The organism is Pseudomonas ekonensis (assembly GCF_019145435.1).
GTDB classification, from domain to species: domain Bacteria; phylum Pseudomonadota; class Gammaproteobacteria; order Pseudomonadales; family Pseudomonadaceae; genus Aquipseudomonas; species Aquipseudomonas ekonensis.
Genome location: NZ_JAHSTS010000002.1, coordinates 97,171 through 111,950, shown reverse-complemented (window position 1 = coordinate 111,950; position 14,780 = coordinate 97,171). Strand labels below are relative to the sequence as shown.

Genomic DNA, 14,780 nt, shown 5'->3' with positions numbered 1-14,780 from the left:
TGATCTTGCGCCGACCGATCCATAGCGTCCAAGACCGATATACAATGCTCGGCATAAGTCCTGCCTATAGATGGAATGCCCATGCTGCTGCGACATCTGCGTTACCTGCTGGCCGTGGCCGACCACGGCGGCTTCACCCGCGCGGCGGAGGCGCTGCACGTGTCGCAGCCGACCCTGTCGCAACAGATCCGCCAACTGGAGGACAGCCTCGGCGTGACGCTGTTCGACCGCACCTCGCGCACGGTCCGCCCCACCGACGCCGGCCTGGCCTACATCGAATGCGCGCGGCGGGTGCTGGTGGAACTGGAGGCGGGCAAACGGGCGCTGCATGACGTGAAAGACCTGACCCGGGGCACCTTGCGCCTGGCCATGACCCCGACGTTCATGGCGTACCTGGTGGGGCCGTTGGTGCGGGATTTCGCGGCGCGGTTTCCCGGCATTCACCTGGAGATCTTCGAGTTGTCGATGGACGACATCGAGGCGGGGCTGTCGGACGACTCGCTGGACATCGCAATCGCCTTCGCGCCGGCGCGCCATCCCGACATCGAGTGCCTTCCCGCATTCGTCGAGACGTTGGGGATCATGGTCGGGCGCGGCCATCCGCTGTACGGGCGTGAGTCGCCGTTGAGCCCGGACGAGGTGGCGCAGCTGGAATTCGCCTTGCTGGCGCCGGGGTTCATCACGCGCCAGTCGACCGACGAGTACTTTCGTCGGCAGGGCATCACGCCCCGGGTGCAGATCGAGGTCAACTCCGTGAGCACGCTGCTGGAAGTGATACGCCACGCGCCGATGGCGACCATGCTGCCGGAAGCCATCGCGACCCTGGATCGGGGGCTGCACAAGGTCCGCGCCGAAGGCGAGGCGCCGCAGCGCGGAGCGGCGGTGTTGCGCCGCCGCAACAACTACCACAGCGCCGCGTCGGTGGCGTTCATGAACCTGCTGCTGGGAACGCCTGACGCCTGAGCCTTCCTCCGCTAGGCTTTGGGCAGCCTACAGAGGAATGCAGCGATGCCGGTGATTCTGCTGATCGTGCTGATGGTGTTGACGGGCTGCACCCGGGATCCGCTGGACCAGAACCTTCGGGTCTCCGACGATCATGCTCTTGCCGGGCCGAAGATCCAGTTCCTCGGCGTCGGCGGGTGGCTGCTGCACTGGAAGGGCGAGAGCCTGATGCTGGCGCCGTCGTTCAGCAACCCCGGCTTGTTCGGCCTGCGCGGCGTGCCTTCGCCGCTGGTGCTGGCCAACGAGCGCAAGATCGATGACGCCATGCGTGAAGTGCCCGACGCCGCTGACGTGCGGATGCTGCTGGTGGGGCATGGCCATTACGATCATCTGCTGGACGTGCCGATCATCGTCCGCAAGTACACGCCCCGGGCGACGATCTACGGCTCGGCGACGGTCAAGCATATCCTCCAGGGGTTCGATGAGCTGAAGCGGTTTCCCGTCGTCGATGTTCAAGACGTCATGGCGAAACTGAAAGGCTTCGGCGAGCCCGGCCCATTGATGAAAGAGGGGCAGTGGTTCCCGTCCCCGAGCGGCCGCATCCGGGTGATGCCGATCCAGAGCGAGCACGCCGGCCATGTCGCCGGCCTTAACCTGATCCCCGGCGACTATCACACCGACCTGACGAAACCCGAGCTGTCGCTGTGGCGGTGGAAGCCCGGCCAGAGCCTGGCCTGGATCATCGACCTGATGGACGACACCGCAAAGAACACGGTCTACCGCATCCACTATCAGGATTCGGCGGCCACGCCGCCGTTCGGATACATGCCGGCGCTGGCCGACGGCAAGGGCGTCGATGTCGAAATACTCTGCGCCTCATCGTGGAAACAGGTACGCCACTATCCGCAGCGGGTGCTGGAGCGGCACCGGCCGCGGATGGTGTTGATCGGTCATTGGGAAAACTTCTTCGGCAGCGATCCCCGTGAGCCGAGACTGCTGGCCGGACAGGATGTGCGCTCGATGATCCGGGTGGTGCAGACCACGGTCGGCCCGCAGGTGCCGGTCGTCCTGCCGGCGCCGCTGTCCGAGGTGCGCTTTCCGGCGCCCGAAAAAAAACCGCTCCCTTGAAGGGGAGCGGTTTTTCATGGCGTTCGTCGATCAGCAGAGCCGGTCGATGACCCGGGCCTCAGTCTGGTTCTGCATCGAGTCCCAGGCCTGTTTCAGCGTCTGCAGGACATTGCCGATGAAGTCCTTGTCGGCGGCGGCCTTTTTGCCGACATAACCCTGGCCGCGGCGGTACATCTTCAGGCGGGCCAGCAGATTCTGGTTGTTCTTGTCGAACTCTTCTTCACCGGCGTGGGGCGACAGGCAGTCGATCTGTACCTGCCCCGACTTGCTGATCCACAGGATATGGCTGTCGTGGGTGTCTTTCTTCGCTGCGAAAAGACGAGCCAGTTCTTCGATGGTAGGTTGGTTGTTCAGATTCATGTTCATGCCCCTTGACCAGTTTGGTGATCTTGCAAAGTTGATTCGCTAATACAGGTAGCCCATCGGTTAGTTGATCCCTGGCACCGAAACCAGGACGTCAGCGGTCGCCCGTGATAAGTACGGGGTCATGCGTCTGTTGCATGTAGTCGTGTTGAATAACTGCTACGCAATAGCGTCACAACGAAGAGAAACAGCGAAAACCGGGAGGCTCCTTGACGACTTTTTCAGGGTTCGCCACAAGCGACTTGAGAATTTTCGCCAGCGTTTCCCGTCCTTGTACTGGACGTTCAGGCCAGGTCAGCTTCTTCAATCTGCCTTGTGGGCAGCGTGTATCCGGAAAAAACAACTCGGCGGTCAGACGAGCTTGCTCAAGCGTGTTGCCAGTGCTCCCGATCGGGGAGACGTCTGCATCATGCAAAAGCCGAACGACGTCGTCAACGGTTTTGTAGTGATTATTTTTGGTCACTACATATTGTCGGACAAAGTCGTTTTGGAATGAGGAAAAGGGCCGCTCAGGCCGTGGATGCGGGGCTTTGGAAGCCGTAGACCGTGCAGGGGTAGCCGTCTATCACCCGTTGTTCGCAGGTGAACGCGCCGCCGCTCAGCGCCGGGATCGCCCCGGCCCAGAAACGCTGCGCCGGGCGGTTGGCGTCGATGTGGAAAATCTGCCATTGGCCGGGGACGCGGCTCAAGAGGTCAGAGACGACAAACTGCGCGACGCCTCGGCCACGCCAACGCCGACAAACGAAGAGATAACCGAGATTGTGCTCGGCGCCTTTGCGGTGCGTGTTGCCGTCCACGCTGATGAAGCCCGCCAGTTCGTCGTCCGCCCGGATCAGGAAGGCGCGGGTGGCCGGGTGGCGCCAGTACTCGAGTGTCGGCCCGAGGGGGAAGTAGCCGTGTTCGGCGAGCTTCAGCGGCAGCCATTCACTGAAGTCGTACAGGTAGAACTGCATGAGGCTTTCGAGGGTGTCGTGGTCGTCGCGATGGGCGGCGTGCAGTTCAATGCTGGGCATGGTGCGGGTTCCTGATGATCGCTACAGGAACTCTAGTGCGCGGTTTACGGTTTGGCGGCCGCTTTTGTCGTGCGTCTTCCTGCACCGGCGGCTTTGCGTCCGCTGCCCTTGCGTTTTTTCTTCCACGGCGCGGCGGCCTTGCCGGTCGGCGGCGGGCCGCTGATGGTCAGGTTCAGGCCGGCACAGCGGGTGACCTGCTTGCTCATCCAGGCGGCCTGTTTGGTGACGAACTCTTCCAGGCTCATCTCGCCGCCCTGCACCATGTCCAGCGCCTGTTCCCAGATCGCCGTGGTGCCGGGGTCGGCGATGGCACGCGGCACGGCGTCGATCAGGCTGAACGCCGCCGGCGTCGCCGATAGCGCCTTGCCGTTCTTCACCAGGTAACCGCGGTCCAGCAGGCCCTGGATGATCGAGGCGCGGGTGGCTTCGGTGCCGATGCCGGTGGTGTCCTTGAGTTTCTGCTTGAGCAGCGGATCCTCCACCAGTTTGGCGACGTTCTTCATGGCCTTGATCAGGTCGCCTTCGGTGTAGGGCTTGGGCGGCTGGGTCCACAGGTCCTTGAGCTTCACGTCCGCCACCGTGCAGTCGTCACCCTGGCTGAGTGTCGGCAAGGTTTGCGGTGCCGGTGCCTCGCGCCCTTTGGCTGCCGCCAACGCTTCGGGCAAGGCGCGTTTCCAGCCGGGCTCGACGATCTGTTTGCCGACGGCGCGCAAGGCCTGGCCGGCGCAATCGAAATCCGCCTGGGTGCGGTCGTATTCGTGGTCGGGGAGGAACTGCGCCAGATACCGTGCGCGGATCAGGGTGTACACCGCGCGGTGCTTGCCGGTGAGCCGCTCGAGGTTTTTCGCGGCGGCGGTGGGGATGATGCCGTGGTGGGCGCTGACCTTGGCGTCGTTCCAGGCGCGGGAGCGGCGTTGCGGCTGCAGGTGGCCATGCAGGGCTTCAAGGCTCGGGTCGGCCTGACGCAGCGCCGCCAGGATCCCCGGGGCCTCGGCGTGCTGGCTCAGGGGCAGGTAGCCGCAGTCGCTGCGCGGGTAGGTGATGACCTTGTAGGTTTCGTAGAGGGCCTGGGCGACGTCGAGGGTCTCCTGGGCACCGAGGCCGAGCTTCTTCGAGCAGACCTCCTGCAAGGTGCCCAGGTCGAAGGGCAGGGGCGCCACTTCCCGCAGGCGTTCGGTGCGCAGCTTCACCACCCGGGCGCTGGCGGCGCTGCGGATCGCGTCGGCCGCCTGCTGCGCCAGCGCCTGGTTCAGGCAGCGGTCCTGGTCGTCGCAGGCATCGGACGGTGCGCGCCACTGGGCGGTGAACGGCAGGCCACCGTGCAGCAGCTGCACGTCGATGGCCCAGTAGGGCACCGGCACGAAGTCCGCGATGCTGCGGTCGCGGTCCACCACCAGGCGCAGGGTCGGCGTCTGCACCCGGCCCACCGGCAGCACGCCCTGATAGCCCGATTGGCGGCCTAGCAGGGTGAACAGACGGCTCATGTTCATGCCGATCAGCCAGTCGGCCCGCGAGCGGCCCAGCGCCGAGTGGTAGAGGCTGAAGGTCTCGGCCCCCGGCTTGAGCGCGGCCAGGGCCTTGCGGATCGAGGCTTCGTCCAGGGCCGACAGCCACAGGCGGCGGATCGGCCCGCGGTAGCGACAATGCTCCACCAGTTCGCGGGCGATCATTTCGCCCTCGCGGTCGGCGTCGGTGGCGATGACCAGTTCGCTGGCCTCGCCGAGCAGGCGCTTCACCGCCTTGTACTGGCTGGCGGTGCGCGGCTTGACGGTCATTTTCCAGCGGTCGGGGATGATCGGCAGATCCGCCAGCACCCAGCGCTTGTAGCGGGCGTCGTAGGCGTCCGGCGGCGCGGTCTCCAGCAGGTGGCCGATGCACCAGGTCACCGTGACGCCGGTTCCCAGCCAGCAGCCGTCGCCCCGGCGCTTGGCGCCCAGCACGGCGGCGATGTCTTTCGCCTGGGAAGGTTTTTCGCAGAGGTACAGCCGCATGGAAACCGTCGTCGATGTAAGTCCGAAGAGGCGCACAGAATGGCTGGAGTTGCGCGGATGGGCAACTTTTGTCTGTATGGATGTACAGCCTGCGTGTTGCCAAAGGTTGCCGGGCCTTGCGTTCCTGCCGGCCCTTGCTTAACTGAGCAATCAAGGCGCCCGGCAACGGTTTCGACGGCGCCCGTTTCGTTCGAGGGCTGTGCCCTGGGGCGAACGCTCGAAACGAGACTCTGGATGGGTCAGGCCCGGCAGGCTTCATCGATGAAGCGCTCCGGTCTCCGTGGAGCGTCCTGTGGAGAGGACATTTGCATGATGCAGCCGAGCCGTATTTTCCGTGCTTTGCTCCGGCATCCTTCCTTGCGCCAGCGTCGTCCGGCCACTGGCGGACTCTGTCTTTCATCAAGATCTTCAGGCCTTGCGGCCCAGGAGTTGCCATGGCCTATCTGATCGCTCGTCCCCTGCTTGGCGCGCCCGATGAGATCAAACTGTGGGTGGGGGCGTTTGACGTGCCCAAGCCACCCACCGTCAGTTTCACGGTCGGTTCCCAACCCTTCGTGCCGGTGGCTGCCGGCGTGTTTGCGCCGATCCGTGACCGCAAGCCGGGCAACCCGTACTCCAACTTTCAGGCGGTGTTCACCTTCAAGGCGCTGGGCGCCGGGGTCGAGCATCCCGTGCGGGTCGACGCCGGGGCCGGTTTCACGCCCTATTTCCTGCGGGTGACCTCGTTGCCGGCCAGCGTGCCGGCAAAGTTGCAGGGCAGCTTCAAGATCCTGCTCGCCTCGTGCTACTGCTGCGAAACCGACGCGGTGGACGTCGGCCGGTTCATTCAACGCCTGCCGGTCAAGCCGGACATGGCCCTGTTCGCCGGTGACCAGGTCTACCTCGATGCCCCGGCGCTGGAGTCCATGCCCCAGACCGAAGACGCGCTGCGCCAGGCCATCTCGCGCAAGTACCGGCGCAACTGGCTATCGGAGATGACCGGCGGCATCGGCCTCCAGCAAGGGTTGGGCAAGGCCCCGGCGTTTTGCCTGCCGGACGATCACGAGTTCTGGAACAACTACCCGTGGAGCCAGTTCTGGAAGAACGGCACCCAGACCGCGCCGACACCCGCCGGCGGCGTCAACCTGTGGGCCGACGCCGCCCGTGAGATGTACGCCGACTACCAGCAGGGCGGCACCGTGGCGCAGACCAGCCTGCGCCTGGACATCGAGCCGCTGTGCATGCTGTTTCTCGACACGCGCAGCCAGCGCATGGCCGATTTCAACCACCCGCAGGGCCTGATGCCGATCGATGCCGAGAACGCGTTCAAGCTGTGGGCCAATGACCTGATCGCTTCCCAAGGCAAAGGCCAGCCGCGCATCGGCGTGCTGGCCACCGGGCAGACGCTGTCGGCCCAGCCCGCCTTCATGGACAAGCTGGGCGACGCCGAGCTGGCCAATTACGGCGTGCAGTACAAGATGATGATCGACACCCTCGACCGGTTGGGGCAGCACGGCATCCAGGTGGTGTTCCTCACCGGCGACGTGCATTGGAGCCGGGTGATGCAGGCCAGCAACATGAAGACCTCGCGCACCTGCCTGACCGAGGTGGTCTGCTCGCCCACCAGCCTGGTGCCGACGCCGGTGGTGGACCAGTTGGCCAAGGCGGGCGACTTTCTGCACGGCATCTTCGGCGACCGCCAGCAATGGCCGTTGCATTCCGATCCTGAAAAGGCCCCGGCCTTTTTCGGCAACAAGGCGTTCCGGCCGGACGAGCCGACGCGGCCGCAGGGCTGGCGGGGCAACCATGTCGCGCTGGTGGAGTTCTCCCGTTCGGGGTTCGGCGTGGAACTGAAGGTCACCTACTACCCGATCACCGCGCCACCCACGCCGGCGTCGTCCGCCGGCCCTTTCACGTTGCTCAATGCCTGATGGCCCCGTTCATGGAGAACCGACATGCCCGTCAAATTCACAGAGGTCGCGCGGTCCAACCCGCAGATCAGCACCTTCAAGCGCAAGGCCAAGGAAGACAACGTCGGCTGGCTGGAGCGCGCCGTCGGCGAACTGGCGGACAAGAAGAACCCCGGCCAGTCCTATGTGCTGCTGGCCGGCGCCAACGACACGATGGCCTGGCGCTTGCGCACCGGCCAGTCGCACCTGCGCTTCGACCTGCTGCCGTCCTACTGGTCGACGTCGGCGTTCCTGAAGCTGTCGCCCAAGGGCGTGGCGCACTCGACGCTCCTGCACGTGCCGTTGTTCCAGCCCGAGGGCGGTGTGTTCGCCACCGAGCGCAACGGTGTGGTGGAGTCGCCGGTGCAACTGCTGGCGGACGAGGGCCGCTGGAAAAACATCGCCGTGATCGCCTGGCCCCGCTCGCAGGAGGACGTGCTGAGCAAGCGCGAACTGTTCGAGAAGGGCCGGGCCTATGTCGATGCGCTGGAGCACGTCGTGCGTTGGCTGGCGTTCTCCTGGGGCGTGGCGCGCACGCCCAACCCGATCCACGACGGCATCGGGTTGCCGACGGCCTGCATGCTGGAGACCCTGTACGCGGCCACCGGCCTGGACCTCACGCCCGGCCTTGAGTCGCGCGCCTCCAGCCCCGAAGCGATCTGGGCGACGGCGATGTACTGGTACGAATACTTCACCAAGAACAACGTGGCGCCGCCCAAGGGCCGGTACACCGCGCCGCACGACTACAACATCCACGACGGCAAGTGAGATGACGGCAACTGAGGTGAAGGGAAGAGCGGGGACGCGGGCGGGACTATCGAGAAATTGATTGGCGCCCTGTTTCGGGCTGTGTCAGGTTCACCGCGCCTGCCGTTTCGCGACGGCAGGGGCGAGTGACAGGACGGTCTCGCCGGAGATCGCCGTGGTCTGTCGGACACCGACAATTCTGAAACAAGGACGTACACCATGCCTCAAGCCTCTTCCCAGGCCAGCAACGCCTTCACCGAAATCGACACCTTCCGCCACCTGTACGACCGCGGCGACGGTCAGGTCAACGGCAAACCGTCGTTCACCGCCGACCAGGCCGCCGCCGAGATCCTGCGCAAGGGCATGTCCTGGCAGGACAAGAACGGCGACGGCAAGATCGACCTCAGCTACACCTTCCTGACCGACAAGCCTGCCAACTACAACCCGAAACTGGGCAACTTCGGCGAGTTCAGCGCCCTGCAGAAAGCCCAGGCCGTGCTCGCCATGCAATCGTGGGCCGATGTGGCCAACGTCACCTTCACCGAAGGCAACGGCGGCGACGGCCATATGACGTTCGGCAACTACGACGTCAGCACCGGCGGCGCCGCGTTCGCCTACCTGCCCCAGGGCAGCAGCTACGACGGTCAGTCCTGGTACCTGATCAACGATCAGTACCAGGTCAACAAGACCCCGGGCACCAACAACTACGGGCGCCAGACCCTGACCCACGAAATCGGCCACACCCTCGGCCTGTCGCACCCCGGCGCCTACAACGCCGGCAACGGCAACCCGACCTACGGCGACGCCAAGTACGCCGAGGACACCCGCGGCTACAGCCTCATGAGCTACTGGAGCGAAAGCAACACCGCCCAGAACTTCAGCAAGGACGGCAGCGGCGCCTATGCGTCGGCGCCGCTGCTGGACGACATCGTGGCGGTGCAGAAGCTCTACGGCGCCAACCTGCAGACCCGTGCCGGCGACACCGTCTACGGCTTCAACTCCAACGCCGAGCGCGACTTCTACAGCGCCACCTCCAACAGCGCCAAGGTGGTGTTCTCGGTGTGGGACGGCGGCGGCAACGACACCCTGGACTTCTCCGGCTTCAGCCACAACCAGAAGATCAACCTCAACGAAGGTTCGTTCTCCGACGTCGGCGGCCTGGTGGGCAACGTGTCCATCGCCTACGGCGTGACCCTGGAAAACGCCATCGGCGGTTCGGGCAACGACCTGCTGATCGGCAACGCGGCGGCCAACGAGCTGGTGGGCGGCGCCGGCAACGACCTGATCTACGGCGGTGGCGGCGGCGATACGCTGTGGGGCGGGGAAGGGGCCGACACCTTCGTGTTCGGCGCTGCCGGCGACTCGACCATGACCGCGCCGGACTGGATCATGGATTTCACCAGCGGCCTGGACAAGATCGACCTGTCGGGCATCGCCGGCTTCGCCACCGGCACGGCCACGCTGAACTTCGTCAGCGGCTTCACCGGCCATGCCGGCGATGCGATCCTCACCTACTTTGCGCAGACCAACCAGACCAGCCTGATGATCGACCTCACCGGCCAGGGTTCGGTGGACTTCGCCGTGGGCGTGGTGGGGCAGGCGCTGGCAAGCGACATCGTCGCGTGACCTGAACCGCGCAAAAAGAAACCGCAGCCTGCGAAGGCTGCGGTTTTTTTCGGGCGTGAGGCGCCGTTCGGCTGCGGATCCGGCGCGGTCGGGCCGCATGGGTTATACCTGAACCGATCCCTGTGCCGCCGTCAGGAGCAGTCGATGAAACGTCCAGGCCCCAGCCCCGTCATCTCCCTCGAAGAGCTTTCCGGTTGCCTGCTGGTGAAATTCCACGGCATCCAGGTGGCCGCATCCTCCCACGTGCTGGTCCTCAAAGAGGCCAACTACCCGCCGGTGTATTACGTCCCCCGTGAAGACATCGAAGAGAAATACTTCGCCCGCACCGACCACACCAGCTACTGCCCCTACAAGGGCGACGCCAACTATTTCAGCCTGCAGGTGCCCGGCCATGAAGGCGCCAACGCCGTGTGGACCTACGAGCACCCCAAGGTGTCGGTGGCGGCGATCCGCGACTACGTGGCGTTCTATCCCGATCAGGTCAAGTTCGAAGTGATCAGTTGAGCGGCCGACTTCAGCGCCAGACCTGCAACGTGACCGCCCCGGTGTTGTTGAAGTACATGATCCGCACATCGTTGGCGAAACACCTGAGCTGACCGCTGGCCGGTGCGACCCAGCCGTCGGGCCAGCGCTGGCCGTCGCCGATGGGGAAGAAACTGTCCCCGTTCTTGTCGATGGCGCCGATCAGCGTGAACCAGGTGGCGCCTGGCGCCTTGCAGCGGATGAGGGGCAGGAACAGGCTGAGTTTGGGTTGCGGCTCACCGTTGGCGCTGTGCCGGGTGCCCCAGTCGAACCACTCTCCCCAGGCCCGGAAGAAATAGCGTTCCCCGGCGGTCAGCATCACCGTGGTGGGGAACCAGGGATCGATGGCCTGGACGTCGACGGTGTGCAGCAGTTCGCTGGCGCCCGGTGGCGCGAGGGTTGGCGGTGTCATGTGCGCTCTCCTTGGCTCAGTAGTTCAGGTCGATGAAGGGCTGCGCAAGGTTGTCGTCGGGGCCGAGCCGCAGAATGGTCTTCAGCGCCAAGGTCATGACCTTCAGGTCGTTGTCGAATCCGCCATGGGACGTGTCGTGTTTGTCTCCCGGCTCAGGCCCATACGTCATTTTCGGATCGTTGTAGATGTGCAGAGTCTGCGCGGCTTTCGGGGACAGGCCTTTGCCCGTCAAGGCGAAACCCGATGGAATCTTGTTGTTCCAGTAGAAGTTGTTCCACTGCACTGTCATGTTCTCGGCGGCGGGGTTCCATTCTCTCGGGCTGGGGCCGTTGAACGTGTGAAAATCCGCGTCGAGACTCTTGGCCATGCCCAGCAGCGGCATGCGTTGCAGTTCCTCGAAGGAGCGGGAGACGAGGTAAAGCAGCGATTTTTGATAGACGTGGATAACGTTATCGTCCTGTTCGCGATTGTCGGACATGATGTGCAAGTGGAAGTCTTCGCGTTTCAAGCCTTCGTTTTCGATGACATGGCGGTAGGTCTGGTTGGCGAATTCGAGCGTGCACGCAGGTGCGAACAGTGTCGAGGTCTCGGTGTACAGACCTTTGTCCCACAGCAGCTTGATCAGATGGCCATTGATCAGTGCGCCTGCAGAGTGGCCGATCAGATGCAGTTCGACTTTTTTTGCACCCAGGTCCTTGTCTTCCGCCAACGCTTGCAGGTTCTTGACCATCTCCACCAGTCCACGGGGTGTGAGGCCGGTTTGCGCAGCCTCTCTGGCGTTCTGCTTCATCTTGTTCCACTGATCGCTGCCGAACTGCTTGGTGGCCAGTTCCACGGTGCGGTCGGTACCTTCAATGACGTTGTCCTTGGCCGCCTTCAGCCAGTCTCCAAAATCCCAGGATTGCGGAAGCAGTCCATGAAGGGCGTCCTTGATGAGACCCGCTGTGACCTCCAGAATCCCTGTGCGCCAGGTGACGAACAGCGGGTAGATACCGTTCGCGAGAAAGTAGGGTGCCATAGCGCAAATGCGTTTGATCGACTCACTTTCGGAGTTGATCCCGCCGTGTGAAAAGATGGCGATACGCAATACATCAGGCCTGCTTGTGGCGGGCAGATCTTTGTACCAGGTCTTGGGGTTATCCCAGACGATGTGTTTCACACCCTCGATGACATTTTTCACATGGGTCAGGCGTGGACCGATGGTGCCGTTGTTTTCAATGACGACGGTCATTTCAAGGGCGTTGTCCGATGACAATGCGGGCGGCCCTTTGCGGGGTTTCTTGAACAGGTCGAGCGAAAACAGGGAGAACCCTTCGCGTTTGGCGCTGGCCGGCGGCAACGCATCGATGAACGGGGACGAACCACCGCCCCGGACGTCGGCAGGCCGCAGATTGCGCGCGACCGTTCCGTGCTTGATCGGCACCCCCAGCGACACCGTCCAGGCGTCGGTGCCGTTGGCCAGCCAGTCTTCGAATGTCAGGATCGCAAAGCCCGAAAAGCCCCAGGCCGTGGACCAGGAGTTCTGCACGATGAACCCCTCGTGGGTGTAGCCGAGGAGGGCGAACGCGTGTCCGCCTTCAGGCTTGGACGTCCACTTGATGACCGGCAGTTGGGAGGTGCTGTGGAACGCCTGGGTGCCTGGGTTGCCCTTGTGCTGCAGGTCCCAGCCCTTGTGCACATTGGCCGACACATAGAGCACTTTCGTTTCGTACAGCGCCGCCATCATCGCGGTGATGTCGTCTTTCTCGACGCGGTAGTAAACGCCCAGCGGCCGGGTCACGGCGTCCTGCGCCCAGTTGGCGGCCGGCGCTTCGAAGTCCGGCGCCGAGCCGTTCGGCGCGACGGTGTAGGGCCACAGGCTGCTTTCGCAGGCACCGTGCTTATGCCATCCCTTCAAGGCCCCGCGGCAGCTGGAGCCGGTGTAGTCCTCCCCCGGCCACTCATCGTAGAGCTTGGCCAGGTGGTAGAGCTGGCGCGGGCTGGTCAGCACCGATTTGCGGTCGCGCCACCACAACAGGTAGTTGATGACCGCCGAAAGGCCGAAGCCGGTGCAGGCCCCTTCGTTGCCCTGGTACAGCACCATGCCGCGGTTCAGGTAGTCGGCCAGCTCGTGGGTGATGTCGTCATCCGAGGGGAACGCGGCGGGAAGCGACTGCACGCGCGGGGTGAAGAGCCGGTCGCGCAGGTCCAGGCGGTCCGGGCGGGCGTCGAGGGTGATGGACGACTTGGCGAAGGAAAACACGGAGGCAGGCATGGGGAAATCCTCGATCCGAGAGGCGCGTACCCCCACGCCACGAACGCTTTTCTGCGTCGCAGGGTTTCGTTGGTGAGGTTTAGCGTAGACGAGAATGTCCGGGTGCAGGCGCAGGGTGCGGCGAGCCGATGAAGCGTCGTCGGCGAAGGGGCGCCCCTCGCCGACGAGCGCCGGCGTCAGTTCTTGTTCAGATCGATGTTCTTGGTCTCCCGCAGGCACAGCATGCCCACCACCAGGCTCACCCCGGTGATCAGCACCGGGTACCACAAGCCGTAGAAGATGTCCCCGGTGTACACCACCAGCGCAAACGACACGGTCGGCAGGAAGCCGCCGAACCAGCCGTTGCCGATGTGGTAGGGCAACGACATCGAGGTGTAGCGGATGCGGGTCGGGAACAGCTCGACCATCAGCGCCGCCAGCGGGCCGTAGCACATGGCGGAGATGATGATCAGCGCTACGATCAGGGCGACGATCATCGGTTTGTTGATCTGCTGCATGTCGGCCTGCTGCGGGTAGCCGGCCAGGGTCACGGCGCCGCGCAGGGCGGCTTCGTCGAAGCCGTCGAGCTTGACGTCGCCGACGCTCACCTGCACGCCGCTGCCGGCCGGCAGGGCCTCGCTGTTGTAGGGCAGGCCCTGCTTGACCAGGAAGGTCTTGACCTTGTCGCACGGGCTGTCGAATTTGGCCTTGCCCACCGGATCGAACTGGAAGGTGCAGGTGGCAGGGTCAGCGGACACGGTGATCGGCGCCTGGCGGCTGGCCTGGTCGATGGCCGGGTTGGCGTAGTGGGCCAGGGACTTGAAGATCGGGAAGTACAGCGCCGTGGCGAGCAGCAGGCCGATCATCAGCACCGGTTTGCGCCCGACCTTGTCCGACAGCCAGCCGAAAATGATGAAGAACGGCGCGCCGATCACCACGCTGACGATCAGCAGACTATTGGCCACCGCCGCGTCCATCTTCAGGAACTGGGTGAGGAAGAACAGCACGTAGAACTGCGCGGCGTAGAAGGTCACCGCTTGCCCGGCGTTGATGCTGAACAGCGCGGTCAGCACCACCTTGAGGTTTTCCCATTTGCCGAACGACTCGCGGATCGGCGCCTTGCAGGTCTTGCCTTCCTCTTTCATCTTCAGATACGCGGGCGACTCGTGAAGGCTCAGGCGGATCCAGGTGGAGATGCCCAGCAGCACGATCGACAGCAGGAACGGAATGCGCCAGCCCCACACCTCGAACTGATCGCCGGTGAAGTAGCGGCAGCCGAGCACCACCAGCAGCGACAGCAGCAGGCCGAGGGTGGCGGTGGACTGAATCCAGCTGGTGTGGAACCCGCGCTTGCCGATGGGCGCGTGCTCCGCCACGTAGGTCGCGGCGCCGCCGTATTCGCCGCCCAGGGCCAGGCCCTGGAGCATGCGCAGCATCACCAGGATGATCGGCGCGGCGATGCCGATGCTGGCGTAGGTCGGCAGCAGGCCGACGGCGAACGTCGCCACGCCCATCAGGATGATCGTCGCCAGGAAGGTGTACTTGCGCCCGATCATGTCCCCCAGCCGACCGAACACCAGCGCTCCGAACGGCCGCACGATGAAGCCTGCGGCGAACGCCATCAGCGCGAAGATGAACGCCGTGGTGTCGTTGACCCCGGCGAAGAACTGCTTGCTGATCACCGCCGCCAGGGCGCCGTAGAGGAAGAAGTCATACCACTCGAACACCGTCCCCAGGGACGAGGCGAAGATGACCTTGCGGGTATCGGGGGTGGTCTGCGTGGCGCCCACGGCGTCCAGCGGCTGAACGTGTTCTGACATATCGGTGTCCCTCACAGTGATTGTTTTTGTTGTTTCCACTGGTGTTGCGTGTCCG

Annotated in this window: 13 protein-coding genes; 7 read left to right on the top strand and 6 right to left on the bottom strand. The window is 64.2% G+C overall.

Translation table 11 applies throughout. From position 1 onward, the window contains the following. Positions 1–81 precede the first annotated feature (81 nt). Together cynR and KVG96_RS13410 are read left to right on the top strand one after the other, a co-directional pair. Positions 82–963: a transcriptional regulator CynR gene (gene cynR / locus KVG96_RS13415; RefSeq protein ID WP_217892576.1), complete on the top strand. Its 882-nt coding sequence runs from the start codon at positions 82–84 to the stop codon at positions 961–963. Positions 964–1,008: 45 nt separating this feature from the next. Next, a complete protein-coding gene (locus tag KVG96_RS13410; protein WP_217892575.1) occupies positions 1,009–2,070 on the top strand; it encodes an MBL fold metallo-hydrolase in 1,062 nt (353 codons plus the stop codon). A gap of 30 nt (positions 2,071–2,100) precedes the next feature. Here the strand turns inward: KVG96_RS13410 and KVG96_RS13405 are convergent, their stop codons facing one another. Further along, the gene (locus KVG96_RS13405; protein WP_085580111.1) at positions 2,101–2,430 is read right to left on the bottom strand and encodes a hypothetical protein; all 330 of its coding nucleotides are present in this window, start codon (positions 2,428–2,430) and stop codon (positions 2,101–2,103) included. A gap of 127 nt (positions 2,431–2,557) precedes the next feature. On the opposite strand from KVG96_RS13405, the gene KVG96_RS13400 reads away from it, so the two are divergent. Beyond that, entirely contained in the window at positions 2,558–2,929 is a 372-nt protein-coding gene (locus tag KVG96_RS13400; protein ID WP_085580026.1) for a hypothetical protein, read from the top strand. 13 nt (positions 2,930–2,942) lie between these two features. Here the strand turns inward: KVG96_RS13400 and KVG96_RS13395 are convergent, their stop codons facing one another. Further along, complete coding sequence (locus tag KVG96_RS13395; protein ID WP_217892574.1) at positions 2,943–3,446, bottom strand: GNAT family N-acetyltransferase; 504 nt, start codon at positions 3,444–3,446, stop codon at positions 2,943–2,945. 44 nt (positions 3,447–3,490) lie between these two features. Continuing rightward, entirely contained in the window at positions 3,491–5,437 is a 1,947-nt protein-coding gene (locus KVG96_RS13390; protein ID WP_217892573.1) for a DNA topoisomerase III, read from the bottom strand. Between the two features lie 434 nt (positions 5,438–5,871). Between KVG96_RS13390 and KVG96_RS13385 the strand changes: the two genes are divergently transcribed. From KVG96_RS13385 to KVG96_RS13370, 4 genes are all read left to right on the top strand, one after another. Continuing rightward, a complete protein-coding gene (locus KVG96_RS13385) occupies positions 5,872–7,347 on the top strand; it encodes an alkaline phosphatase D family protein (protein ID WP_217892572.1) in 1,476 nt (491 codons plus the stop codon). 24 nt (positions 7,348–7,371) lie between these two features. Continuing rightward, a complete protein-coding gene (locus KVG96_RS13380) occupies positions 7,372–8,133 on the top strand; it encodes a hypothetical protein (protein ID WP_217892571.1) in 762 nt (253 codons plus the stop codon). A gap of 198 nt (positions 8,134–8,331) precedes the next feature. Beyond that, positions 8,332–9,738, top strand: coding sequence for a serralysin family metalloprotease (locus KVG96_RS13375; RefSeq protein WP_217892570.1), 1,407 nt, complete (start codon positions 8,332–8,334; stop codon positions 9,736–9,738). Positions 9,739–9,882: 144 nt separating this feature from the next. Continuing rightward, on the top strand, positions 9,883–10,242 hold the full coding sequence (locus KVG96_RS13370) for a DUF427 domain-containing protein (RefSeq protein WP_217892569.1): 360 nt from the start codon (positions 9,883–9,885) through the stop codon (positions 10,240–10,242). 10 nt (positions 10,243–10,252) lie between these two features. Here KVG96_RS13370 and KVG96_RS13365 read toward each other — a convergent pair whose 3' ends face one another. From KVG96_RS13365 to KVG96_RS13355, 3 genes are read right to left on the bottom strand one after another with little or no spacing between them, the layout of a single operon-like run. Further along, on the bottom strand, positions 10,253–10,672 hold the full coding sequence (locus KVG96_RS13365; protein ID WP_217892568.1) for a hypothetical protein: 420 nt from the start codon (positions 10,670–10,672) through the stop codon (positions 10,253–10,255). 16 nt (positions 10,673–10,688) lie between these two features. Beyond that, positions 10,689–13,145: a C1 family peptidase gene (locus KVG96_RS13360; RefSeq protein WP_367617489.1), complete on the bottom strand. Its 2,457-nt coding sequence runs from the start codon at positions 13,143–13,145 to the stop codon at positions 10,689–10,691. After that, entirely contained in the window at positions 13,103–14,725 is a 1,623-nt protein-coding gene (locus tag KVG96_RS13355; RefSeq protein WP_217892567.1) for an MFS transporter, read from the bottom strand. The genes KVG96_RS13360 and KVG96_RS13355 overlap by 43 nt, the downstream gene beginning before the upstream one ends. Between the last annotated feature and the right edge of the window lie 55 nt (positions 14,726–14,780).